Annotated in this window: 18 protein-coding genes; 5 read left to right on the plus strand and 13 right to left on the minus strand. The window is 56.4% G+C overall.

The genetic code is table 11. The features are described 5' to 3' along the window. Window positions 1–66: 66 nt before the first annotated feature. The 5 genes from psiE to yjbE all read right to left on the minus strand — a co-directional run bounded on the left by psiE (window position 67) and on the right by yjbE (window position 4,448). The gene (gene psiE, locus AB1287_RS09470) at window positions 67–477 is read right to left on the minus strand and encodes a phosphate-starvation-inducible protein PsiE (RefSeq protein WP_021242727.1); all 411 of its coding nucleotides are present in this window, start codon (window positions 475–477) and stop codon (window positions 67–69) included. Window positions 478–671: 194 nt separating this feature from the next. Then, entirely contained in the window at window positions 672–2,768 is a 2,097-nt protein-coding gene (locus tag AB1287_RS09475) for a YjbH domain-containing protein (protein WP_435617614.1), read from the minus strand. Then, window positions 2,768–3,505 (minus strand): capsule biosynthesis GfcC D2 domain-containing protein, encoded by a 738-nt coding sequence (locus AB1287_RS09480; RefSeq protein WP_435617615.1) that lies wholly within the window; start codon window positions 3,503–3,505, stop codon window positions 2,768–2,770. Before AB1287_RS09480 ends, AB1287_RS09475 begins: the two co-directional genes overlap by 1 nt. Then, window positions 3,502–4,140 (minus strand): YjbF family lipoprotein, encoded by a 639-nt coding sequence (locus AB1287_RS09485; protein ID WP_312627514.1) that lies wholly within the window; start codon window positions 4,138–4,140, stop codon window positions 3,502–3,504. The genes AB1287_RS09480 and AB1287_RS09485 overlap by 4 nt, the downstream gene beginning before the upstream one ends. A 65-nt stretch (window positions 4,141–4,205) precedes the next feature. Next, on the minus strand, window positions 4,206–4,448 hold the full coding sequence (yjbE, locus tag AB1287_RS09490; RefSeq protein WP_312627512.1) for an exopolysaccharide production protein YjbE: 243 nt from the start codon (window positions 4,446–4,448) through the stop codon (window positions 4,206–4,208). 500 nt (window positions 4,449–4,948) lie between these two features. Between yjbE and AB1287_RS09495 the strand changes: the two genes are divergently transcribed. Beyond that, window positions 4,949–6,370 (plus strand): arabinose isomerase, encoded by a 1,422-nt coding sequence (locus AB1287_RS09495; protein WP_435617616.1) that lies wholly within the window; start codon window positions 4,949–4,951, stop codon window positions 6,368–6,370. A gap of 168 nt (window positions 6,371–6,538) precedes the next feature. Here AB1287_RS09495 and pgi read toward each other — a convergent pair whose 3' ends face one another. Next, on the minus strand, window positions 6,539–8,185 hold the full coding sequence (gene pgi / locus AB1287_RS09500; protein ID WP_435617617.1) for a glucose-6-phosphate isomerase: 1,647 nt from the start codon (window positions 8,183–8,185) through the stop codon (window positions 6,539–6,541). 300 nt (window positions 8,186–8,485) lie between these two features. On the opposite strand from pgi, the gene lysC reads away from it, so the two are divergent. From lysC to AB1287_RS09515, 3 genes are all read left to right on the plus strand, one after another. Continuing rightward, window positions 8,486–9,835 (plus strand): lysine-sensitive aspartokinase 3, encoded by a 1,350-nt coding sequence (gene lysC / locus AB1287_RS09505; RefSeq protein ID WP_312627508.1) that lies wholly within the window; start codon window positions 8,486–8,488, stop codon window positions 9,833–9,835. Window positions 9,836–9,928: 93 nt separating this feature from the next. Beyond that, window positions 9,929–10,870 carry a ketopantoate/pantoate/pantothenate transporter PanS gene (gene panS / locus AB1287_RS09510; protein WP_435617618.1) on the plus strand — a complete coding sequence of 314 codons (942 nt, stop codon included), beginning with the start codon at window positions 9,929–9,931 and terminating at the stop codon, window positions 10,868–10,870. Between the two features lie 196 nt (window positions 10,871–11,066). Further along, window positions 11,067–11,339, plus strand: coding sequence for a DUF3811 domain-containing protein (locus AB1287_RS09515; RefSeq protein ID WP_312627504.1), 273 nt, complete (start codon window positions 11,067–11,069; stop codon window positions 11,337–11,339). A 125-nt stretch (window positions 11,340–11,464) separates the two neighbouring features. Here the strand turns inward: AB1287_RS09515 and rluF are convergent, their stop codons facing one another. The 3 genes from rluF to metH all read right to left on the minus strand — a co-directional run bounded on the left by rluF (window position 11,465) and on the right by metH (window position 17,986). Next, complete coding sequence (gene rluF / locus AB1287_RS09520) at window positions 11,465–12,352, minus strand: 23S rRNA pseudouridine(2604) synthase RluF (RefSeq protein ID WP_312627502.1); 888 nt, start codon at window positions 12,350–12,352, stop codon at window positions 11,465–11,467. Between the two features lie 74 nt (window positions 12,353–12,426). Beyond that, window positions 12,427–14,058 carry a Na/Pi cotransporter family protein gene (locus AB1287_RS09525; protein ID WP_312627500.1) on the minus strand — a complete coding sequence of 544 codons (1,632 nt, stop codon included), beginning with the start codon at window positions 14,056–14,058 and terminating at the stop codon, window positions 12,427–12,429. Between the two features lie 244 nt (window positions 14,059–14,302). Next, window positions 14,303–17,986, minus strand: a complete 3,684-nt coding sequence (gene metH / locus AB1287_RS09530; protein WP_435617619.1) for a methionine synthase — start codon at window positions 17,984–17,986, stop codon at window positions 14,303–14,305. A gap of 181 nt (window positions 17,987–18,167) precedes the next feature. Between metH and iclR the strand changes: the two genes are divergently transcribed. Then, entirely contained in the window at window positions 18,168–18,995 is an 828-nt protein-coding gene (gene iclR / locus AB1287_RS09535; RefSeq protein WP_312627497.1) for a glyoxylate bypass operon transcriptional repressor IclR, read from the plus strand. A gap of 118 nt (window positions 18,996–19,113) precedes the next feature. On the opposite strand, the gene aceK is transcribed toward iclR, so the two are convergent. The 4 genes from aceK to AB1287_RS09555 form a co-directional block, all read right to left on the minus strand. Beyond that, window positions 19,114–20,838, minus strand: a complete 1,725-nt coding sequence (gene aceK, locus AB1287_RS09540; RefSeq protein WP_435617620.1) for a bifunctional isocitrate dehydrogenase kinase/phosphatase — start codon at window positions 20,836–20,838, stop codon at window positions 19,114–19,116. Window positions 20,839–20,943: 105 nt separating this feature from the next. After that, window positions 20,944–22,248 carry an isocitrate lyase gene (gene aceA / locus AB1287_RS09545; RefSeq protein WP_312627495.1) on the minus strand — a complete coding sequence of 435 codons (1,305 nt, stop codon included), beginning with the start codon at window positions 22,246–22,248 and terminating at the stop codon, window positions 20,944–20,946. Window positions 22,249–22,282: 34 nt separating this feature from the next. Further along, complete coding sequence (aceB, locus tag AB1287_RS09550; protein ID WP_435617621.1) at window positions 22,283–23,884, minus strand: malate synthase A; 1,602 nt, start codon at window positions 23,882–23,884, stop codon at window positions 22,283–22,285. A gap of 266 nt (window positions 23,885–24,150) precedes the next feature. Continuing rightward, window positions 24,151–25,080 (minus strand): homoserine O-succinyltransferase MetA, encoded by a 930-nt coding sequence (locus tag AB1287_RS09555; RefSeq protein ID WP_435617622.1) that lies wholly within the window; start codon window positions 25,078–25,080, stop codon window positions 24,151–24,153. Window positions 25,081–25,308 lie beyond the last annotated feature (228 nt).

The following is a 25,308-nucleotide window of genomic DNA, read 5'->3' on the forward strand; positions in this document are numbered from 1 at the left end:
CTGTAATGCCACTGTTATCCTCATTACTTGTGACTGTTGTCAGGCGCTCTTCGGAGCGCCATTTTTTTATTCCCGCTTCAGGCGCTTCGAGTTACACAGCCAAAGGGTGATAACCAGCAGCAGGATCGCCGCAGAGTAGATCAGGACATCAAGAGGGGATTTATGATCGACGATGATCAGCCGCACAATGGCGGTGATCCCGATATAGACAAAATAGCGCAGCGGAAAGTGAAAGCCGGACTGAAAGTACTTCACAATCAGGGCGATAAATTCAAAATAGAGGAAATAAACCACCAGCCCTTCCACCAGCGCATATTTGCTGGTTTGCTCAGGGGCGAACAGCACGTCCGCAAGATGGACGGTTTCTTTACCCAAAAACACCACCAGAATCAGGCCGAGGCTGAGCAAACCCAGGTTCAGCACGGTCTGCAAAACGGTAGAAATAAACTCTACGCGAGGACGAGTGAGCGACGTCATACAGCACCTCCTTCATCAGGGCGAGATCTCTGTATAGCGTAGAAATGTGACGGGGATCTATATTTTTTAATTATGTTTTATGTAATCGGGCCGGGAGTGCCCGGTGGCGCTAACGCTTACCGGGCCTACAACCCCAGGCCCGGAAATGCAGGCTTCGTAGGCCGGGCAAACATCGTGCCGCCCGGCAATTCCCGTCAGCGGAAATTCAGACTCTTGTCGCTGGTCATATCGTACAGCTGGAACTTACGCCCAAGCTGCTGACCGCCGTCGCGGGTGAGCGGCGTCCAGCCAATGGCTGCACGGCTGCGGGTCGGGCCGGACGAGAAGAGATCCAGCGGTACGGAAACGTATACGCCTTTGGTGAAATCGCCTTCACCGTATTCCTGTGCCGAAACGTTGGTAATGGTTGCATAGGCCCCCACCACCACGCCGCTGTCGAAGTGCTTCGACACCTCCAGCGTGCCGCCCTTATCGCCCGCCAGATACTGCCCGACGCTGGCTTTAATCAGCACGTCCTGGGCGAACGGTGGCGTCCAGTAAGCGGCAAGGTTGCCGACTTTCGCGCTGTAATCGGTGAACTTCATCATGTCCATCGAGCTGCGCCAGTCACGTTGTTTCACGTAGTTAGCATCAACACCAAACGCCCAGTTGCTGTCGACCGGACGCCACAGCACTTCTGCCCCGACGCCGCCGTACATGGTTTCCAGATAGCCGCCGTATACCTGACCATAGAAATTATTTCCCAGATACTGGAGATAGTTCGCCTGAAGGTTGTTCACGTACACGTCGTTTTCGACGTAGTCACGTACGTGAGTTCGCACGCGCGGCAGCGTCGAGTCGTTTGGCGGGTTGGTGTAGTTAAATTTGTCGTAGTTATTGGCAATGTTGCCGAACAGGCTGCCGGTGGTCAGCAGGTGATCGGTTACCCACCAGTCGGCAGTCGCCATCACGCCAAGCTGATACATGTAGAAACTTTCCGGGCCGCCAAAAGACTGGCTGAGAACCGGGTCGACATGGAAATCAAAGCTGGATTTGTCGATATACCAGCCCTGCTCGGTTTTCTCCGGCACGATCGGCGTTTCGCGTTTCTGCACCAGTTCGGTTTCATGACCCAATGGCTCACCTTCCAGATGGCGCTTGAGGCTGGCGACGTTAGTTTCAGTCGTCACCTGCGGCAGATTGAGGCGGTTTTCCGTGATGCGAATCGTTGAGATACCGTCCGGCAGATCGTTCATGATGATGCGGTTTGCGCGCTCGATACCTTCACGTGAATCACGGTATTTTACCTGCTCGCCCGTCACGTACAGCGTGTCACCTTTGACCTGTATTTTCGGGTCAGCAAGCCCGGCGTTGTACTTCAGCAGCGTCAGCTGATTCGCCACTACCGAGTGTTGCAAAATGGCGTCCTGCGGCTCTGGCTGGTATTTCGGGCGCGGATTATCGTTATACGATGGGCGCAGGTCGTTAAAGTTGGTGCGCAGCGTCACGCCAAACATAAAGGTGTTGCCGCGCTCGTAGCTAAGGTTAACGTCGGCCCAGTCGGTCACGCGATAAATGGCCCCGACGTTAAACTTACTTTTTTGATCGAGCTTGCCGGCAAAGTCCTGGCTGTAGTCGTTCCCTTCATATTCCAGCTTCAGGCGCAGCGGCTGCCACGGCGTCTGGTACTCCACGCCGCCAAACAGCGAGGCCGGGCCGTGGAACATCTGACTGCTGTCCATCGAGCCCGCCTGGCGGTAGCTGTTGTTGCGATAGCAAAACTTATCGTCGTAGCTGCAAAACGGATTTTTCACGTTGCCGCTGGTGCCGAGATAGCCCCAGCCGAGTCCGAGGCTGAAATCAAACGGTCCCCAGGCTTTGTTCGCCACCAGGTATTCCGCATCGAACAGGCCCGTCCCGCCGATATCCCGCGCCCCCACGGCCACCTGCGGCAACCAGTAGCTCTCTTCCCACAGACGCAGCTTCAGGTCGAAGGCCTTGTCCTTGTAGGTCTGGTTTCCGGAGAACGCTTCGACGCTGCTGTACCGTTTGGTGCGCACGTCGGTATAACGCAGAGTGGTTTCGAGCCACGGGAAAAGCTGTACCGAGGCGGAGTAATAGCGGTATTGATCGTTATCGCGATAGTTCAGGCTCATCTCGCCGTCACGCGCCATGCGCGCGGTGGGGGTCTGCAACAGGCCGACACCACCAAAATCAGACTGCGAAGGGCCAATCGGGGCCGGGTACGTTTCCGCATGACAGGCCGCGCTGACGCCCAGCGCCAGCAGGCTGTAGAGAAATCTGTTTTTCATTATTCCGGGATCCGCTGTGCAAGGGCACGAAGAAGCGCGGTGTTCAGGTCGGCATACTTCTTCGTCCAAAGTGAGTCGGCGAAACCGACAAAGATGGTGCTACCTGGCATGGGTTCGATGTGACGTTTATTCCAGTAAGCCACCGGGGCCTTTTCGCTGCGCCCGTCGGGATAGACCACCCATGCATAGCTGCGATCGGCGCCGCTCAGCAAATTCATCGCATCGAGATAGCCTGCCACGTCCTGACCGGGCACAAAGGCCGTATTACCCGGGCGACTGACCAGCCCAAAAACGGTGACGGTCGTTGGCTGCTGACCGACCCACAGGCTGTACTGTCCTTCCAGCGGCGGGTTGCTGCGACGGCCCAGGCGGACCGTGTCCGGATCGAGGCTGACAAACTGTCGCCCCGTTACGTTCAACGCCTGGAGCTGCTGGCGCAATGTGCGAATGGCAGCGGCATCATCACCGCTTTCGTCGGCGGCCAACGCATCCAGCCGGGCCAGCAGAGTCTGTTTTTGCTGCTGCGCCACGGCGGTGGCCTGCTTTTCGGCAATCACCGCACCCGGCCACCAGCTGTTAGCCAGCCGGGGTTGAGCCACTAAGTCCGCCAGATGACCGGCGTTAGTCAGCGTTTTAGGCGTTTTTGCACCATTGCTATAGACATCGACGCTGCCCGCAGCGAAGGCCAGCGGTGCGGCAAGCACCATCATCAGCACGGCAAGGAAGGTGGTTTTCATGACTTCGCCGCCTTAATCAACGTGGTTTTTACCGGGAAGAAGTTCGCGCCCAGGCATTGCTCGGACTGGCGAATTTGCCCGTCGCTGTCGACCCAAAAGCGGTTCTGCCAGCGGGCCTGGTCGGTACTCGCTTCTTCCACCAGCACGCGGACAACGGTCTGGTCACCCGCAAGCGTCAGGGTATCTGTTCCTTCCCAGTGGAATGTCGAGCGGGCGGTGGCGTAGCGCGTCTGTTTGTGCTCCGTCCAGCCCATCGTGCGGGTCCAGCTTGCGCCGTCGATAATCTGGTTGGGCTTAGTCAGCGGGTCAGCATCAAGATTGTTGACGCTCAGCAGGTTGTCGCCGCCGAGAAGCGTTTTCACGATGCGCCCGTGCTGGGTGACAATCGTGGCCCGATCCTGCGTCACCCATTTCTGTTGGCCGTTTTCGGCAAAGGCGAGCACCACAAAAAGCTGCGGCCCGTTGTTGAGCTGCATGTACTGGCTGGCGTAAGGCATCTCACGGATATCCTCGGCGGTCAGCTGCACGCCGGGAGTGCCAAACAGGCTGTCCCAGAGCGATTTTCCGAGTCCCTGGGTACTGGCGGAACAGGCCTGAAGCAGCAGGCAAAGTGTGATGATGATGGGTCGCTTCACGACTCTTCTCCGAAGGGGCAAAATAACCACACCGAAGTGTGGTTAGGATTAATGACCCGCGAGACTTAACGGGTGCTTGTGGTTGTGGTGGTCGTGGTTCCGGTATTGGAGCCATCACCACTACCGGTCGCCGCCAGTGCGACCCCCACGGCCGAGCTTACGGCGCTGGCGCTGGTGGCAGCAGAGCTACCCGCAGACACCGACGTCGCCGCCGAGCCTGCCGCTTCACCGGTTTCCACCGGGTCAGCAAAGGCAGACGTCGCCACAAGCGCGGAAATGGCAAAAATGCCATACAGAGCTTTTTTCATTGCTATTTCCCTTCATTGGTTGAATGAATGGAGAATCACCTGAGAAATTCAGGCGTCATCGAGTATACACAACTGAATGGGCTGATTTACGGTGCAGGAAATAAGCAGCGCGGTTTTAGGACTAGAAGAGAAAAAGAGATTAAAACGCTTAATTAAAATAAATGAACATTTAAAATTCATTAACTTATAAAATAACCAGCATAAAGATAATCCTAAAAATTAAAATATAGATGGGGAGTCACAATCATTTTTAGGATTAACCTGAACCCTCCAGATAGAATAGCCATCAGCCCTTCCGTTCCTTATTTCCATAAAATTTAAGAGGGAAAGTATTCCTTCAATTCCCAACGGCATCGTCAGGATAACCAATCTGCGATCCGGATACTCCTCTCCTCTGCCAGAGTGCCACCCTCCCCTTTACGCTGTCCATCAGCAACAGGTTTCACCTCCTTTCCCTGCGTAAAATGTCAGCATTCCGTAGCCCTGTTCTGAGGAACGCCATGAAAACATTTAGCGTTGGTTTGTTCGGCATTGGTCTCGATACGTACTGGCCGCAGTTTCACGGCCTGCGTGCACAGCTCGAAGGTTATCTCGCCCAGGTGGAGCACCGCCTGCAAGGTCAGGAGGTCCGGGTGGTGAACGCCGGGCTGGTCGATAATCCGCAAACAATGGACGCTGCCGCCACGCAGTTTGCGGAACAGCGCGTTGATGCGCTGGTGCTGTATATCACCACCTACGCGCTGAGTTCGACCGTACTGCCGCTGGTGCAACAGCTCAACGTGCCGGTGCTGATCCTGGCGCTTCAGCCAGAGAAAAAAGTGCCCTGTTCAACCATCAACCAGCTTGAAGATCGCGGTGAGCGCACCGGGCAGTGGCTGGCACATTGTCAGGCCTGTAGCGCACCGGAGCTGGTGAACGTCTTCCAGCGCGCAAATATCGGCTACACGCTGGTACCAGGTTATCTGGACGATCCGCAAACATGGCAGGAAATTAACGGCTGGCTTGCCGCCGCCGCCGTTGTAAAAACGCTGAAAACAACCAACGTCGGCGTGCTCGGCCACTATTACAACGGCATGTATGACGTCTATTCGGACATGACCAACCTCTCCGCTAAATTTGGCGTACGTTTCAAGGTACTTGAGGTGTGCGAGCTGGCGGCGTCACTTCCTTCAGCGTCAGACGCTGAGCGGCAGCAGAAACGCGCCGAGGTGTTTGAAGCGCTGAACGTTGACTCGTCCTGCGAGGAGTACGAATTGCAGCGCGCCGTCGCCACGTCTGTCGCGCTGGATAAGCTCGTGGCGAAGCATCAGCTGGGCGCGATGGCGTATTACTACGAAGGCGCATCCGGCTCACCTCAGGAAAATATCATCACCTCGGTCATCCTCGGCAATACGCTGCTGACTGAGCGTGACATTCCGGTGGCGGGGGAGTGTGAAATCAAAAACGTGATTGCGATGAAAATCCTCTGCCTGCTGAAGGCGGGCGGCTCGTTCTCGGAACCCTACGGCATTGATTTCGAAAACGACACCGTACAGTGGGGGCACGATGGCCCGGCGCATCCGCTGATGTCGGCCGAAAAAGTACGCCTGGTACCGCTGCCGGTGTACCACGGTAAGCCGGGGAAAGGCGTGTCGATTCAGATGACCGTCAAGCCGGGTCCGGTGACGTTTTTATCCGTGGTCGAGCATCGTGACGGCGGAGTAACGCTGCAGTATGCCGAAGGGGAAGCCGTGTCAGGCGAAGTGCTGGATATCGGCAACACTAACAGCCATTACCGCTTTGCGCTCTCTGCGCGCGAGTTTACCCGCCAGTGGTGTGAGGGTGGACCAGCGCACCATTGCGCGATTGGGATGGGTCACGTGGGGGATAAGCTGGAGGCTGTGGCGAAGCTGTTGGGAATTAAGAGCTTGCGGATTGGTTGACGAACGGTTCCCTCGCCCCTCTGGGGAGAGGGTTAGGGTGAGGGGAACAAGAGCTGTGCGGCCTGATGCCCTCACCCCGGCCCTCTCCCACAGGGAGAGGGTGCAAACATTAAAAAACCTTCCCGAAGGAAGGTTTTTGCAGTTTATTCCGCCACCGGGCAGCAGGGTTTACTTCCAGGCTTTATAACGGTTAATCAGACCGTTAGTCGAGCTGTCGTGGCTGCTAATGTCTTTATCGTCGGTCAGCTCCGGCAGGATGCGGTTTGCCAGCTGTTTACCCAGCTCCACGCCCCACTGATCGAAGGTGAAGATGTTGAGGATGGCGCCCTGGGTGAAGATTTTATGCTCATACAGCGCAATCAGCGCGCCCAGGCTGAACGGCGTGATTTCGCGTAGCAGGATGGAGTTGGTCGGGCGGTTGCCTTCAAACACTTTGAACGGCACCACGTGATCCAGCGTCGCGGGATCTTTACCCTGGTCGCGGTATTCCTGCTCAACCACCTCACGGGATTTACCAAACGCCAGCGCTTCGGTCTGGGCGAAGAAGTTAGACAGCAGCTTCGGATGGTGATCGGAGAGCGGGTTGTGGGTGATCGCCGGGGCGATGAAGTCACAAGGAACCATTTTGGTACCCTGGTGAATCAGCTGGTAGAACGCGTGCTGGCCGTTAGTGCCTGGCTCACCCCAGATGATTGGGCCGGTCTGGTAATCCACGGCGTTGCCGTTACGGTCAACGTATTTGCCGTTGGATTCCATGTTGCCCTGCTGGAAGTAAGCCGGGAAACGGTGCATGTACTGGTCATACGGCAGAATCGCTTCGGTTTCAGCGCCGAAGAAGTTGTTGTACCAGATGCCGATCAGCGCCAGCAGAACCGGCAGGTTTTTCTCTGGTGCGGTGGTGGAGAAGTGTTTGTCCATCGCGTGCGCGCCGGACAGCAGCTCAACAAAGTTGTCGAAGCCAACGGACAGGATAATCGACAGACCAATCGCCGACCACAGGGAGTAACGACCACCGACCCAGTCCCAGAACTCGAACATGTTGGCGGTGTCGATGCCAAATTCGCCGACCGCTTTACCGTTGGTTGAGAGCGCGGCGAAGTGCTTCGCCACGTGCTTCTGGTCACCGGCGGTTTTCAGGAACCAGTCGCGCGCGCTGTGGGCGTTAGTCATGGTTTCCTGAGTAGTGAAGGTTTTGGAGGCCACCAGGAACAGGGTGGTTTCCGGGTTCACATCTTTCAGCACTTCGGCGATGTGAGTGCCATCGACGTTGGACACAAAGTGCATATTCAGGTGATTTTTGTACGGACGCAGCGCTTCGGTCACCATGAACGGGCCAAGGTCGGAGCCGCCGATACCGATGTTCACCACGTCAGTGATCGCTTTACCGGTGTAGCCTTTCCAGCTGCCGGAGATGATCGCTTCGGAGAAGTGCTTCATCTTTTCCAGCACCGCATTCACTTCCGGCATCACGTCTTTGCCGTCAACGATGATTGGCGTATTGCTGCGGTTACGCAGCGCAACGTGCAGTACGGCACGGTCTTCGGTGCGGTTGATTTTCTCACCGGAGAACATTGACTTGATGGCACCGGCCAGATCGGTCTCTTTCGCCAGCGCCTGCAGCTTGCTCAGCGTCTCTTCGGTGATGCGGTTTTTGGAGAAGTCCACCAGCATCTGATCGTCGAACGTCGCGGAGAATTTGGCGAAACGGTCGCCATCTTTCGCGAACAGGTCGGCAATCGACACGTCCTTCATTTCATCATAATGTTTTTGTAGTGCCTGCCAGGCAGAGGTCTGCGTTGGATTGATGTTTTTCATAGCAATACTCTTCTGATTTGAAAAATGTGACTTCGGTCGATTGTAGCGCCTGCGGCGCTTTTTGTGATGATTTTTGTGTCATTGCCTGTTTCCATGACAAACCAGGCGAAACGCAGCAGAAAACAGCCCTGTTATAAGTCCTGTTTCTGCGCCCGATGACAGCATGAAAAATCCGCATAATCCCATCGTTGACAGCATCGGGCTCAGCTTTTATTTATGAATACGGTATTTGCGCCTGCACCGGTTACTGTTTTGTCCTTGTGCCAGGGTCGCTCCTTCATTTCCTGACACGAGGTTGTTATGACAGATTTAGTTGTGGCCAAATTTGGTGGCACCAGCGTCGCTGATTATGATGCCATGAACCGCAGCGCCGACGTGGTGCTCGCTGATTCCGGTGCCCGCCTGGTGGTCCTTTCCGCCTCTGCTGGCGTCACAAACCTGCTGGTTGCGCTGGCTGAAGGTCTCGAGGCCACCGAGCGCTTCGTGAAGCTCGATGCGCTGCGTAAAATTCAGTTCGATATTCTCGAACGCCTGCAAAACCCCAACGTTATCCGTGAAGAAGTGGAACGCCTGCTGGAGAACATCACCACGCTCGCCGAAGCCGCTTCTCTTGCCACCTCCACCGCGCTCACCGATGAGCTGGTCAGCCACGGCGAGCTGATGTCGACGCTGCTGTTTGTGGAAATCCTGCGCGAGCGCAACATTGCAGCCCAGTGGTTCGACGTCCGTAAAGTCATGCGCACGAGCGACCGCTTTGGCCGCGCCGAGCCGGACATTGCCGCGCTGGCAGAACTCACCGGCCAGCTGCTCGCACCGCGCCTGGAAGAAGGCCTGGTCATCACTCAGGGTTTCATTGGCAGCGAGGCCAAAGGCCGCACCACTACGCTAGGCCGCGGCGGAAGCGATTACACTGCCGCACTGCTTGGTGAAGCGCTGCATGCGACGCGTGTCGATATCTGGACCGATGTACCGGGCATCTACACAACCGATCCACGCGTCGTGCCAGCCGCACACCGCATTGATGAAATTGCCTTCGAAGAAGCCGCCGAACTGGCCACCTTCGGCGCGAAAGTGCTGCACCCGGCAACGCTGCTGCCTGCGGTGCGCAGCGATATTCCTGTCTTCGTCGGCTCAAGCAAAGATCCAAAAGCAGGTGGGACGCTGGTATGCAATAAAACCGAAAACCCACCGCTGTTCCGCGCGCTGGCGCTGCGCCGTAAGCAAACGCTGCTGACGCTGCACAGCCTGAATATGCTGCACTCACGCGGCTTCCTCGCTGAAGTGTTCGGCATCCTGGCACGCCATAACATCTCGGTCGATCTGATCACCACGTCGGAAGTGAGCATCGCGCTGACGCTCGACACCACCGGATCCACCGCCACCAGCGAAACATTACTGACGCAGTCTCTGCTGATTGAACTTTCCGCGCTGTGCCGCGTGGAAGTGGAAGAGAACCTGGCGCTGATCGCGCTGATTGGCAATGACCTTTCAAAAGCCTGCGGCGTGGGCAAAGAGGTGTTCGGCGTGCTCGACCCGTTCAATATCCGCATGATTTGCTATGGCGCATCCAGCCATAACCTCTGCTTCCTCGTACCGGGCAGCGAAGCCGAGCAGGTCGTGCAAAAACTTCATCACAATCTGTTTGAATAAAATCCCTTAGCAGGATAAATATCAGACAAGGCCGGGCTCGAACCCGGCTTTTTTATACCTATAAAAAACAACACAAACTGCAAGGAATACAATATGCTCGCTAAATTCACGCGGCTGTTCCCGCTCTGGGCCGTGCTGCTCTCTGTTCTCGCCTACAAAACACCGACAACCTTCACCCCGATTGGCCCGTGGGTCACCACGCTGCTGATGCTGATCATGTTCGGCATGGGGGTTCATCTGAAGCTCGACGACTTTAAGCGCGTGCTGTCACGTCCGGCCCCCGTTGCTGCGGGCATTTTTCTGCACTATCTGGTGATGCCGCTCGCAGCATGGCTGCTGGCGATACTGTTCAGGATGCCGCCGGAGCTCTCTGCCGGAATGGTGCTGGTCGGCAGCGTTGCCAGCGGTACAGCATCGAACGTAATGATTTTTCTGGCAAAAGGGGATGTTGCACTTTCTGTCACCATTTCATCCGTCTCCACGCTGGTCGGCGTTATCGCCACGCCGCTGCTGACGCGGCTCTATGTCGACACCCATATTCAGGTTGACGTGATGGGCATGCTACTCAGCATCCTGCAAATCGTGGTGGTACCGATTGCGCTGGGGCTGGTCGTGCATCATCTCCTGCCACGCGTGGTGAAAGCTATTGAGCCTTATCTGCCCGCTTTCTCGATGGTCTGCATTCTGGCCATCATCAGCGCCGTGGTTGCCGGTTCTGCTTCGCACATTGCCTCCGTGGGCTTTGTGGTGATTATCGCGGTGATCCTGCATAACACCATTGGCCTGCTCGGCGGTTACTGGGGCGGACGCCTGTTCGGCTTTGACGAATCCACCTGCCGCACGCTGGCGATTGAGGTCGGAATGCAGAACTCCGGCCTTGCTGCCGCGCTCGGCAAAATCTACTTCGGCCCGCTCGCCGCCTTGCCCGGTGCGCTGTTCTCGGTCTGGCACAACCTTTCCGGCTCGCTGCTGGCGGGATACTGGTCCGGTAAACCTGTCAGGAAAGAGAAGATTACTGTTGCAAAGGAGAGTTAGCTCCGTGGGTGAATGGCTGCATCAGTAGCCATTCACTCAGAAGAGGAAGAGCTCATTTTCTATTTCCTTATAGTGTGAAGCCCTCAGCCTACACGGCTTTGTTACACAGTTAAGGCGTAAAATGAGGAATTGCGAGGCGCTTTCCAGAATAATTCTGTACATTGAGCTGAGTACTCATTTATTTGGAAGCTTCATCATGGCAATCGCCCGTCTGACCCAGCAGGACATGACCGAGAAAGAACAACGCGAGCTGAAAACCCTCCTCGACCGCGCCCGTATTGCCCATGGTCGCCCACTGACCAACGCAGAAAACAACCATCTCAAAAAAGAGTATATCGACAAGCTGATGGCCGAACGGGAAGCCGAGGCGAAGAAGGCGCGTCAGCTGAAGAAAAAGCAGGCTTATAAAACGGATAAAGAAGCGACGTTTTCATGGTCGGCGAATACGCCGGTGCGGGGAAGGCGGTGATTTAAGAGAGTATTACCACCATATTGCCTGATGGCGCTGCGCTTATCAGGCCTACAAAGTCTAACCAAGCTATAACGTAGGCCGGGTAAGGCGTGCAGCCGCCACCCGGCAATTTCACAGGCGGCTTAACGCCCCTTTTTCTTTCTTCCCGGCGACGTAAAGCGCTTACGGTTAGCCAACTCCGCCGGCGTTTTCGCCATATTTTTTCCGCCGCTGCTGGCCGGTTTTTTCGCCGCAGCTGTCGCCGTCTTTGGCTTCGCTTTCGGTTTGGCTTTGGCCTGCGGCGCTTCTGAGGATGAGTTTTCAATCAGCTTAAACAGCTCAATCAATTCGTCATCGGTCAGATCGCGCCATTCACCGAGCGGCAGACCCTTCAGGCTGACGTTCATAATGCGCGTACGCTCAAGCTTAGTGACCTCAAAACCGAAGTGCTCGCACATGCGGCGAATCTGACGGTTCAGCCCCTGCACCAGCGTGATGCGGAAGGTGAACGGCGCTTCTTTCTTCACCTTGCACTTTTTGGTCACCGTACCGAGAATCGGCACGCCACGGCCCATTCCCAGAATAAACTCATCGGTCACCGGTTTGTTTACCGTGACCAGATATTCTTTCTCGTGATCGTTCCCGGCACGCAGGATTTTGTTCACCAGGTCGCCGTGGTTAGTCAGGAAAATCAGCCCCTGAGAGTCTTTGTCGAGGCGGCCAATCGGGAACACGCGGCTGCTGTGGTTGACGAAATCGACAATATTGTCTCTCTCGCCGTCTTCGGTGGTGCTGACGATGCCGACGGGCTTATTCAATGCGATTAACACCAGGTCGTCTTCCTGACGCGGCTCGATGAGCTGGCCGTTAACCTTCACCACGTCGCCCACGTTAACCTGATCGCCAATGGTGGCGCGTTTACCGTTGATAAACACGTTCCCTTGTTCGATGTAGCGGTCAGCCTCACGACGCGAGCAGATGCCGCTTTCGCTGATGTATTTGTTTAATCGGATGGATGAGTTCGGCAGCATAGTTTCTCCTGTAGAGGGCGAACTATACCGCAGGCTGCCGGGCTTAGAAAATACCCGGCAGCCTTCAGGCAGGGTTAATAGTCGTCGCGATCGTCGTCTTCGTCCGGCTGCTCCATCACGCTATAGGCGACAGCGCAGAACAGAGAGTTGAGACGCTTCATGTCGCCAAGCAGTCCCAGATGCACAGAACTGGTTTCGATACTCTGCACGTTTTGCTGGTGCAGGCGGTCAACGTGCGCATGCGAGTAACGGCGGTTCAGGATGCGGAAACGGTGCTTGTTACGGCGCAGACGGCGGGCGCTGTCAACGTCACCGGAGAAGAACACTGACATCGCCAGCTGCAGGTTGCTGAGCAGCTGATCGTACAAACCATCCAGCTCTTTTAGTCCTTCAACGGAGAAGGCCCGCCGTGCGGCAAGGGATTTGTCAGCAATTTCGCTGCCCATGCGCTCGATGATGTCCGAAGCCTGCTCGAGGTTAAGCGACATCTCGATAATTTCCGCCCAACGGCGCGACTCTTCCTCCGCCAGCTCGTCCTTCGGCATCCGCGCCAGATAGAGCTTAATGGCGGTGTAGAGCACGTTGACGTCATCGGCAATTTTACGCAGCTCTTTCTCTTCGCGCGGCTCACCATGCATCACTTTGCGCAGGCCATCCATCATGTTTTCCATGGCGTCGCCAATACGCAGCGTTTCCCGGGCGGCATTTGCCAGGGCGAGCGTCGGCGTGTCCAGCGCCGTGGGGTCCAGATGCTTAGGCTTAAGGCGAGCATCAAGCTCCGGGACATCCTGAATAATGCGCTTACAGAAGCGCGCCATCGGCTCGGCAAACGGCACCATCGCCAGGCAGCGAATCAGGTTGTAGAACACGTGGAAGTAGATAACCAGCTCAGATTTCGCTACCGGCAGACGCGCCATGACGTCCGCCAGGATGTGCACGAACGGCAACACAATCAGGCTACCCACCAGCTTAAACAGCAGGCTGCCGAGCGCCACGCGTCGCGCCGCCGCATTCGCGGTGCTGTTGTTCAGCATCGCCAGCAGGCCCGAGCCGAGGTTGGCACCAATCACCAGACACAGTGCCACGGGGAACGAAATCACACCCGTGGCGGTAAGCGTGGCAGTCAGCAGCACAGCAGCAAGGCTTGAGTAGGTAATCACCGCGAACAGCGCGCCAATCAGCGCATCCAGCATAATATCGCCGGTAAGAGAGGCGAAAATCACCTGTACGCCGTTGGCCTGGGTAATCGGGTGGACGGCCTGAACGATGAGCTCCAGCGCCAGCAGGATCAGGCCAAGGCCAATCCCCACGCGCCCGAGCTGCCCGGCGCGGGTCTGTTTGCGCCCGAGGAAGAAGATCACCCCGATAAAAATCAGCAGCGGCGACAGCCAGGAGAGGTCAAACGTCAGCACTCGCGCCATTAACGCGGTCCCCACATCGGCGCCCAGTACAATCACCAGCGCGGGCGTGAGCGCCACCAGATCCTGCGCGACAAACGACGTCACCAGCATGGTGGTGGCGTTGCTGCTTTGCACTAACGCGGTAACGCCAATCCCCGCACAGAAAGCGAGTGGTTTTTTCTCGACGCTACGGCTGAGGACCGTTCGCAGGCGAGCGCCAAAGACGCGCATTACGCCAGTCCGGACAATATGAGTCCCCCACACCAGCAGGGCGACGGCAGAAAGCAGATGTAACAGAGTCAGCACGGATTTTTGTTCTCCTTATCGTTATAGGTATTCCATCGGATATCCCCCTCTCCCCGGCCCTCTCCCAAAGAGAGAGGGAGAATATACGGCACCGTTCCGGTTCCCTCTCCCTTTGGGAGAGGGTTAGGGAGAGGGAGAGGGAAAAAATAATCCTCATATCAGTATAGGGGTTTACGCCCCGGAAAGAGACAGGGCACCGCTGCGGTGCCCTGTTTGTTGTAAGGAAAGATGACAGTTTTATGACTTAATCAGCGTCATAGCCCAGATTGGGTGCCAGCCAGCGCTCGGCTTCGGCGACGCTCATCCCTTTGCGGAACGCATAATCCTCCACCTGATCGCGCTGGATTTGCGCCACGGCGTAGTATTTGCTGTCCGGATGGCTGAAGTACCAGCCGGAAACCGACGCACCCGGCCACATGGCGTAGGACTCAGTCAGCTTCATGCCCGTATGCGTTTCTGCGTCCAGCAGCTGCCAGATGGTCGCCTTCTCAGTGTGCTCCGGGCAGGCCGGATAACCCGGCGCCGGGCGGATGCCCTGATAGTTTTCGCGGATCAGTTCCTCATTGCTGAGGTTCTCGTTGGCGGCATAGCCCCAGTACACCTTACGCACGCGCTCGTGAAGATACTCGGCGAAGGCTTCCGCCAGGCGGTCCGCCACGGCTTTTATCATGATTTTATTGTAATCATCATGCTGCGCATCGTATGCCTCTGCCAGCGCGTCCTCTTCGAGCCCACCGGTCACCGCGAATGCGCCGATGTAATCCGCTTTTCCGGACGTTTTTGGCGCAACAAAATCGGACAGGCAGTAGTTCGCGAAGCCGGTTTTTTCCGTCTGCTGGCGCAGATGATGACTCACCGCCAGCACGTGGGTGCGCGTTTCATCGCGGTAAATTTCGATGTCATCGCCTTTGCGGTTCGCCGGGAACAGCCCGACCACGCCGCGCGGGTTCAGGGATTTTTCCGCGCTGAGCTTGTCAAGCATCTCGTTGGCATCGGCAAACAGGCGTTTCGCCTCTTCGCCCACCACTTCATCTTCCAGAATGCGCGGATATTTCCCCGCCAGCGACCAGGTCATAAAGAACGGCGTCCAGTCGATGTAGTTGCGCAGGGTTTCGATGCTGGCGCTGACCGCCTGCACGCCGAGTCGATGGGCCACCGGCGGCGTGTAGCTTTCCCAGTCGAAGGCCAGGTCGTTATCGCGCGCAGCCTGCAAGGAAACAGGCGGCGTACGCGGTTTTTTACGCCCGTGCTGAATGCGCACGGTCTCATATTCCTGGCGGGTGCGGGCAACAAAATCATCTCGCTGCGTTGCGGAAAGCAGGGATGACACCACGCCAACGGTGCGCGAGGCGTTCTGCACATACACCGTCGGGCCGCTGTAGTTCTGCTCGATTTTCACCGCCGTGTGTGCCTTAGAGGTGGTCGCACCGCCAATCAGCAGCGGGATGGTGAAGCCCTGACGCTCCATCTCTTTCGCCACGTTGACCATCTCGTCGAGCGACGGCGTAATCAGTCCGGAGAGGCCGATCAGGTCGGCATTCACTTCGCGCGCGGTTTTAAGGATTTTGTCCGTCGGCACCATCACGCCAAGATCGATAATCTCGTAGTTATTGCACTGCAGCACCACGCCAACGATATTTTTGCCGATGTCGTGCACGTCTCCTTTTACGGTGGCGATCACCATCTTGCCGTTGCTGCTGCCCTTCTCTTTGCTGGCTTCAATAAACGGCTCAAGGTAAGCCACCGCCTGCTTCATCACGCGCGCGGATTTCACCACCTGCGGCAGGAACATTTTGCCTTCGCCAAACAGATCGCCGACCACGTTCATGCCGTCCATCAGCGGGCCTTCAATCACCTCAATCGGGCGTGCTGCCTGCTGGCGAGCCTCTTCGGTATCGGCTTCGATAAACTCGGTGATGCCTTTGACCAGCGAATACTCCAGACGCTTTTTCACGTCCCAGCCGCGCCATTCTGCCTGCTGAGTATTGGCTGCTTCGTCAGTTTTGCTGCCACGGTATTTTTCCGCCAGATCCAGCAGGCGTTCTGTGCTGTCATCACGGCGATTAAGGATAACGTCCTCGACCGCATCGCGCAGTTCGGCGGGCAGATCATCATAAATCGCCAGCTGCCCGGCGTTGACAATCCCCATGTCCATGCCGTTGCGAATGGCGTAGTAGAGGAACACGGCGTGAATGGCTTCACGTACCGGATCGTTGCCGCGGAATGAGAATGATACGTTAGAAACGCCGCCGGAAATCAGCGCATGCGGCAGTTCGCGTTTGATATCTTCACAGGCGCCGATAAAGTCCTGCGCGTAGTTGTTGTGCTCTTCGATGCCCGTTGCGACCGCGAAGATATTCGGGTCGAAGATGATATCTTCCGGCGGGAAGCCGACGTCTTTGGTCAGGATGTCGTAAGCACGGCGGCAAATTTCGATTTTACGCTCGCGGGTGTCGGCCTGGCCGACCTCGTCAAAGGCCATCACCACCACGGCGGCACCGTAGCGACGCACTTTTTTGGCATGGTGGATAAAGGCGTCCACGCCCTCTTTCATCGAAATGGAGTTAACAATGCCTTTCCCCTGAATGCACTTCAGGCCTTTTTCGATAACGTCCCATTTCGAGGAGTCGATCATGATCGGCACGCGGGCGATATCCGGCTCGCCGGCAATCAGGTTGAGAAAACGCACCATCGCCGCTTCGGCGTCGAGCATCCCTTCATCCATGTTAATGTCGATAATCTGCGCACCGCTTTCCACCTGCTGACGCGCCACGTCGAGCGCTTCAGCGTATTTTTCTTCTTTGATAAGCCGCTTAAATTTGGCCGAACCGGTGACGTTAGTACGCTCACCGACGTTCACAAACAGGCTGTCATCGCCGATGTTCAGCGGCTCAAGCCCGGCCAGACGGCAGGCTACAGGGATTTCAGGCAGCTGACGTGGCGCAAGGCCTTCCACCGCACGGCTCATGGCGGCGATGTGCTCCGGCGTGGTGCCGCAGCAGCCGCCGACGATGTTGAGGAAGCCCGACTCCGCCCATTCCCGGATTTGTGTCGCCATCGTCGCGGCATCGAGATCGTACTCGCCAAAGGCATTCGGCAGCCCGGCGTTCGGGTGCGCGGTGACGTAGCATTCGGCAATGCGTGACAGCTCCTGCACGTACTGGCGCAGCTCATCCGGCCCCAGCGCACAGTTCAGGCCAAAAGAGAGCGCATCTGCGTGGCGCAGCGAGTTATAAAATGCTTCGGTGGTTTGCCCAGAGAGCGTGCGCCCGGAGGCGTCGGTGATGGTGCCGGAAATCATGATCGGCAGATCGACGCCCAGCGCTTCCAACTCTTCTTTCACCGCGTAAATCGCCGCTTTGGCGTTCAGGGTGTCGAAGACAGTTTCGATAAGAATCAGGTCTGAGCCGCCTTCCACCAGCGCTCTGGTAGATTCACGGTAGGCCGCCACCAGCTGATCGAAGGTGATGTTACGGAATGCCGGGTCGTTTACGTCAGGTGAGATAGATGCGGTACGGTTAGTGGGGCCAAGCACGCCCGCCACGTAGCGTGGCTTGCCCGGCGTTTTTGCCGTCCATTCATCGGCGCAGGCACGAGCCAGCTTCGCCGCCGCGAAGTTAATTTCCGCCGACAGCGATTCCATCTCATAGTCCGCCATCGCGATGGGGGTCGAGTTGAAGGTATTGGTCTCGACGATATCCGCCCCGGCCTCAAAATAGGCATTGTGGATAGCGGCGATGATGTCCGGTTGGGTCAGCACCAGCAGATCGTTGTTGCCTTTCAGATCGCAGGACCACTGGGCAAAGCGTTCGCCACGGTAGTCCTCTTCGCTCAGGCGATAGCTCTGGATCATGGTGCCCATGCCCCCGTCCAGAACCAGGATTCGATCTTTTAACTGCTGCTTCAGCTGCTTTTCAATGGTGCTCACGCGGACTCCCGACAACGCTCTTATCAACAAGCCATAGTGGCATAATCAACCAGCGTGGAAAAGAGAGCCAGCGCGAACATGAGAGATGCTCACGACCACTGCTCCGATCAGTTCCGATAACGGTTGCATTATAATCAAATAAAACGAAAATGATTTCCACGATACAGAAAAGGAGTCCGTCATGGTGGCGACCGTTCCCGCGAAACGCGGCAGAAAACCGGCCCCTGCAGCCGCCGCTCCGGCTGGCGGGCAGGTTCAGTCTTTAACCCGCGGCCTTAAACTCCTCGAATACATTGCCGAGTCACACGGTGACGTGGCGCTGACCGAGCTCGCCCAGCAGGCAGGCTTGCCCAATTCCACCACTCACCGTCTACTGACCACGATGCAGCAGCTTGGATTTGTCCGTCAGGTGGGTGATTTAGGTCACTGGACGGTCGGGGCGCACGCCTTCATCGTCGGCAGCAGCTTCCTGCAAAGCCGCAACCTGCTGGCGATTGTCCATCCGATTCTGCGCAAGCTGATGGAAGAGTCCGGCGAAACCGTCAACCTGGCGGTGCTGGACCAGAGCGACCATCAGGCGATTATCATCGACCAGGTGCAGTGCACGCAGCTGATGCGTATGTCTGCGCCGATCGGCGGCAAGTTACCGATGCACGCCTCCGGGGCGGGCAAAGCCTTTTTAGCTCAGCTGAGTGAAGAACAGGTGAGCGGCCTGCTGCATCGCAAAGGGCTGCACGCCTACACGCACGCCACGCTGGTTTCTCCGGTGCATCTGAAAGAGGATTTAGCGCAGACGCGCAAGCGCGGCTATTCATTCGATGATGAGGAACACGCGCTCGGCCTGCGCTGCGTGGCTTCCTGCATTTATGATGAACATCGTGAGCCGTTTGCCGCCATTTCTATCTCTGGCCCAATTTCCCGTATGACCGATGACCGCGTGACGGAGTTGGGGGCGCTGGTGATTAAAGCGGCGAAGGAAGTCACTTTGGCTTACGGTGGAATTCGGTAAAGTGAGTGCGGTCTGATGCCCTCACCCCGGCCCTCTCCCACAGGGAGAGGGAGCAAACACTAAAGGCCTTTTTCAAAAGAAGGCCTTGCTGTTTACCTCGCGCAGCGCCATCAGGCAATTAGCTATATTTCACACAAAAACGCTGCCGCTTACGGTAGGCAAACACATCTTCGACGTGACCGTCACGGATCCGCGCCTGTAATCCTCGCCAGTATTCCGCGCGCAGCAGATCCGCATGCATCTCCTCAAACAGCGGCCCGATACGCGCATCCGCGCACAACCAGTGGCGAAACTCTTCCGGAAACACATCGCCCGGCGACACGCTGTACCACGGTTCGCTGGCAAGCTCATCTTCCGGATAACGCGGCGGTGGAATATCGCGGAAATTCACTTCGGTCATGTAGCAAATTTCATCGTAGTCGTAGAACACCACCCGACCGTGGCGCGTCACGCCGAAGTTTTTAAACAGCATGTCGCCTGGGAAAATATTGGCCGCCGCCAGCTGGCGAATGGCGTTCCCGTATTCCTCCACGGCATCACGCAGCGGTTGCCCGTCAACCTGCTCAAGCCATAAATTCAGCGGCACCATCCGTCGTTCAATATAGAGATGGCTGATGGCAATCCTGTCCCCCAGGTCGGTGAGCTTTTGTGGTACTTCCTGCCAGAGCAGGTCGAGCAGAGCCGGAGATATTTGCCGTTTCTCCAGCACGAAGTTTTCAAACTCCTGAGTGTCAGCCATACGCCCAACGCGGTCGTGCTCTTTAACCAGCTGATAGCAGGCGCGCACGTGGGCGGCGGTCATCTCTTTTTGCGGCGCAAAGCGGTCCTTGATCACCTTAAACACCCGGTCGAATCCAGGCAGGGTGAACACCAGCATCACCATGCCCCGGATGCCGGGCGCCTCGATAAACTGCTCGTCGGTCTGGCGGATATACGTCAGGTATTCGCGATAGCTCTCGGTTTTGCCGTGCTTCTGGCAGCCAATGGCCATATACAGTTCGGCGGTGGTTTTGCCGGGCAGGATTTCGCGCAGCCACTCCACCAGGGCGGCGGGCAGCGGCGCATACACCATAAAGTAGGAACGGGCGAAGCCGAAGACGATGCTGGCCTCAGCGCTGGTCGTCAGGCAGGTATCAATGAACAGCTCGCCTTCATCGCTGCGATGAATGGGCAGCAGCAGCGGCACCATGCCCTGAGGCGTATGCAGCTTGGCAACCAGCCATGCCGCCTTATTGCGATAAAATAGCTCATTCGCCACCTGCAAATGCGATTCACGCAATACGCTGTAGCCGAAGGTTTCAGTCAGGTGCGCCACGATGTAGCCCACATCGCGGGGCTTATCCTGCCATTGCAGCCGCAGTGGTAAATCAGTTAACACCCGGTGGAGCAGCGTTTCCCAGCCCTTATCAGGATAAAAATCTTTCGCCAGCGGACGAGGGATCGTGCGAAAGCGCCGCTCAGGCTGAGAGCTGAAGATAAAAAGCCGCTCGGGAGTCAGCGAGCGGTGATCGAAGAGTCGACAATACACAGAGTTAAAAAAGCTTTCGGCAATTTCAAAGCGCGGGTAGTCGGGCAAAAGCGCGGTGTAATGCTCTTTCACCCGCAGCAGAAAGTCAGCGTCGGGGCTTTTACCGTCTGTGATGCAGCGCAGCTGCTCGACAACCAGCCCCACATGGTGATCGTAGAGATGGATACGCTGCTTCATCGCCTGTTGCACGGCGTGCCAGTCGGCCTGTTCAAAGCGCTGCTGCGCGCCGGAAGTGACTTCCAGAAAGCGACCATACTGCGCGTCAAAACCTTGCAGGATGGTTTGGGCAATCAGTAATTCCAGGCCACGCGGCATACATTCCCCTCACTTTGCCCTCTCCTTGAAAGGGCAACGGAGAAAAGCAGTATTGAACAGCAACTGTAGGCCCGGTAAGCATTGCGCCACCGGGCATCCGTACAATCAGAACTGCGACTCTTCCGTTGACCCGGTCAGCGCGGTAACGGACGAGGTCCCACCCTGAATAATCGTTGTGACCTTGTCGAAATAGCCCGTACCCACTTCCTGCTGGTGCGAGACGAAGGTGTAGCCCTCTTTGCCGGACTCGAACTCTGGCTGCTGCACTTTCTCAACGTAGTGGCGCATGCCTTCGCCCTGCGCATACGCGTGGGCCAGGTCAAACATGTTGAACCACATGCTGTGGATGCCCGCTAGGGTGATGAACTGATATTTGTAGCCCATCTCCGAAAGCTGCTGCTGGAAGCTGGCGATGGTTTTATCGTCCAGATTTTTCTTCCAGTTGAACGACGGTGAGCAGTTATAGGCCAGCAGTTTACCCGGATATTTCGCATGGATAGCATCGGCAAAGCGCCGGGCCAGTTCCAGATCCGGCGTGGACGTTTCACACCACACCAGGTCTGCATAAGGCGCGTAGGCCAGTCCGCGGCTGATGGCCTGCTCGATGCCTGCGCGAGTGCGATAGAAACCTTCGCTGGTGCGCTCACCGGTAATAAATTCGCTATCGTACGGATCGCAGTCGGAGGTGATCAAATCGGCAGCGTCTGCGTCAGTACGGGCGATCAGCAGCGTAGGCACGCCGAGAACGTCCGCCGCCAGACGTGCGGCTACCAGTTTCTGAATCGCTTCCTGAGTCGGCACCAGCACTTTGCCGCCCATATGCCCGCATTTCTTCACTGAGGCCAGCTGGTCTTCAAAGTGAACCGCCGCCGCCCCGGCTTCAATCATCGACTTCATCAGCTCAAATGCGTTGAGTACGCCGCCAAACCCGGCTTCTGCATCAGCCACGATCGGCAGGAAGTAATCAATAAAACGCGGATCGTTTGGCTCAATGCCGGACGCCCACTGGATCTGATCCGCCCGGCGGAAAGTATTGTTGATCCGATCGACCACGCACGGCACGGAGTTTGCCGGGTAGAGCGATTGATCCGGGTACATACTGGAGGCCAGGTTGGCATCTGCCGCAACCTGCCAGCCGGAGAGATAAACGGCCTCAATACCGGCCTTCGCCTGCTGCAGCGCCTGACCGCCCGTCAGCGCCCCGAGGCTGTTCACATACCCTTTTTTCGATTCGCCGTGCAGCAGACGCCACATTTTTGCAGCACCGCGCTGCGCCAGCGTGCATTCCGGGTTCACCGAACCACGCAGCTTCACCACCTCTTCCGCGCTGTACGGGCGACGGATGCCTTCCCAGCGTGGGTTTGTCCATTCCTGTTGTACTTCTTCGATTTGTTGGGTACGGGTTTTCATGGCAGATGCTCCATTTTTATTATCGGTGATGTGATCAGGCCAGCAGGCGGTAGCCAGGCAGCGTTAAGAAGTCGACGAGTTCGTCGGAGGTCGTAATTTGCTCCATCAGGCGCGCGGCTTCGTCGAAGCGGCCGCTGCTGAAGCGGTGTTCGCCCAGTTCGTCCTGGACGACCAGCAGCTCCTCAGTGAGCATCTGGCGGAACAGAGCCTTAGTCACGGGCGTACCGTTACTGAGCGTTTTTTGATGGTGGATCCACTGCCAGATTGACGTACGCGATATTTCCGCCGTGGCGGCATCTTCCATCAGGCCGTAAATCGGCACGCAGCCGTTGCCGGAGATCCACGCTTCGATATACTGCACGGCCACGCGAATGTTGGCGCGCATGCCTTCTTCCGTGCGCTCCCCTTCGCAAGGTGCAAGCAGCTGTTCCGCGGTAATCGGCGCATCTTCATCGCGAGTCACAAACAGCTGGTTAGGGTTATCACCTAAAACCTCATTGAATACGGCCATCGCGGTATCCGCCAGGCCCGGATGCGCAATCCAGGTACCATCGTGTCCGTTGTTCGCTTCCAGCGCTTTATCGGCTTTGACCTTGGTCAGCACCTGAGCGTTACGCCCGGCATCTTTGCTGGGGATGAAAGCTGCCATGCCGCCCATCGCAAACGCACCGCGCTTGTGGCAGGTTTTGATCAGCAGACGCGAATAGGCATTGAGGAAGGGTTTATCCATCGTCACCACCTGGCGATCCGGCAGCACTCGGTCGGGATAGTTCTTCAGCGTTTTGATATAGCTGAAGATGTAATCCCAGCGACCGCAGTTGAGGCCAACGATGTGGTCACGCAACGCGTGCAGGATCTCATCCATCTGGAACACGGCAGGCAGCGTTTCAATCAGCAGCGTGGCCTTGATGGTGCCACGCGGTAACTCGAAACGATCTTCGGTAAAGCTGAAGACCTCGCTCCACCACGCCGCTTCCTGCCAGGCCTGAGTTTTCGGCAGATAAAAATAGGGGCCGCTGCCTTTGGCCAGCAGATTTTTGTGGTTGTGGAAGAAATAGAGGGCGAAATCAAACAGGCTGCCCGGGATAGCCTCCCCGCGCCAGGTCACGTGTTTTTCCGGCAGGTGCAGGCCGCGCACGCGGCAAACCAGAACGGCGGGATCGGGCTTCAGCTGATAGATTTTCCCGTCTTCGTTGGTGTGGCTGATCGTGCCATTGACCGCATCGCGCAGGTTGATCTGCCCGTCGATCACCTTATGCCAGTTCGGCGCCAGCGAGTCTTCAAAGTCGGCCATGAAGACTTTCACGTTGGCATTCAGCGCGTTAATCACCATTTTGCGTTCAACCGGGCCGGTTATCTCTACGCGGCGATCGAGCAAGTCCTGAGGAATACCGCGAATCTTCCACTCGCCGCTTCTAATGGAATCCGTTTCCGAAATGAAATCAGGAAGCTTTCCGTCGTCAATATCCTGCTGCTGCTGGATACGCGCTGCCAGCAGCTTATTGCGCTTCGGGGTAAACCTCGTCACCAGTTCACTCAGAAAATCGATCGCTTCCGGCGTCAGGATCTGCTGCTCCTGCGCGCCAAACGGCTGGCTAAAGGCCAGTTCTTCGGTGGTTGTTGCCTGTTGTGTCATTGCGCGGCTCCTCATCTTGATCCCAGGTCACTTCCCAAAGCAAACAAAGATCGTTGTCGGTTTTTCGTTCAGCTCAGTTAAGCCTACGCAATAATTTTCCAAAATCAAAAACAATTTCCATTTTTAAAATTAATTAAATATAACCTATTGATAACAGTGAATTTAAAGTTACCATTAAATTTGGTGTGACTTTCGGAAACAAAAAAGGCACCCGAAGGTGCCTGATATGGAGTGCTGAATCGCTTTACGATCGTTTAAACGGTGAATTACTCCAGCGTCGGATTCATATGGCGCAGATCGTACGGTGTGATCTGGTAGACGTAATAGTTCAGCCAGTTAATGAACAGCATGTTGCCATGGCTGCGCCAGGTTGCTCGCGGCTTGTTCTGCGGATCGTTTTGCGGGAAATAGTTGTACGGTACCTCAGGTGACAACCCGGCTTCTTCATCACGGAAATATTCGCTTGCCAGGGTGTGAGCGTCGTACTCCGGATGCCCGGTGACAAAGGCGATGCGCTTGTCTTTGCTGGCAAACAGGTAGGCGTCTCCGTCTTCCGTTTCGGCCAGAATATCGAGATCGGTGTAGTCGCGGATAAGCGCCGCCGGGAAATCAGCATAGCGGGAATGCGGTGCCAGAAATGAATCATCAAAACCACGCGTCAGCAGTGCGTGAGGATGCAAAATATGGTGCTCATAGACGCCTGAGAGTTTTTCCGTACGGGTCTGTTTCGGAATGCCATACAGAATATTCAGCGCCGCCTGAACCGCCCAGCAGACGAACAGCGTTGAAGTGACGTGATCTTTTGCCCATTCCAGCACCTGTTTGATCTGCGGCCAGTAGGCAACATCATTGAATTCAACCAGGCCCAGCGGCGCGCCGGTGACAATCAGGCCATCGAAATTATCGTGCTGAATGTCCTCAAAATTACAGTAGAAATTGTTGAGATGCTCCGCTGGTGTGTTGCGGGATTCCCGCGCATCGATGCGCAGCAGCTGCACGTCGACCTGGAGCGGTGAGTTCGATAACAGGCGAAGAAACTGGTTTTCCGTCTCAATTTTTTTCGGCATCAGGTTGAGGATCAGCACCTTCAGCGGGCGAATTTCCTGGTTGGTCGCACGCGATGCCGTCATTACGAAGACGTTCTCATTACGTAAGAAATTAACGGCTGGCAGCTCGTCCTGCACCCGAATCGGCATAACCTTATTACCTCACAGCATACGTTTACACGTTTAGACATCCAGATAGCTGAAGATAACCAGAAATACGGCAAATGTCGAGTCTGTACGCTGAAGGTGAGAAAGTTTCACGACGTTATTGACGGAAAGTGTTGTGGATATGTCTGTGGAAATGATGTGGGTGAGTGGTGAAACGGCTGTCGATAAAGCTGCATTTTGGGCAAAGAAAACAAAAAAACCCCATGCTTT

This window comes from Scandinavium sp. UTDF21-P1B, assembly GCF_040750395.1.
Taxonomy (GTDB): domain Bacteria; phylum Pseudomonadota; class Gammaproteobacteria; order Enterobacterales; family Enterobacteriaceae; genus Scandinavium.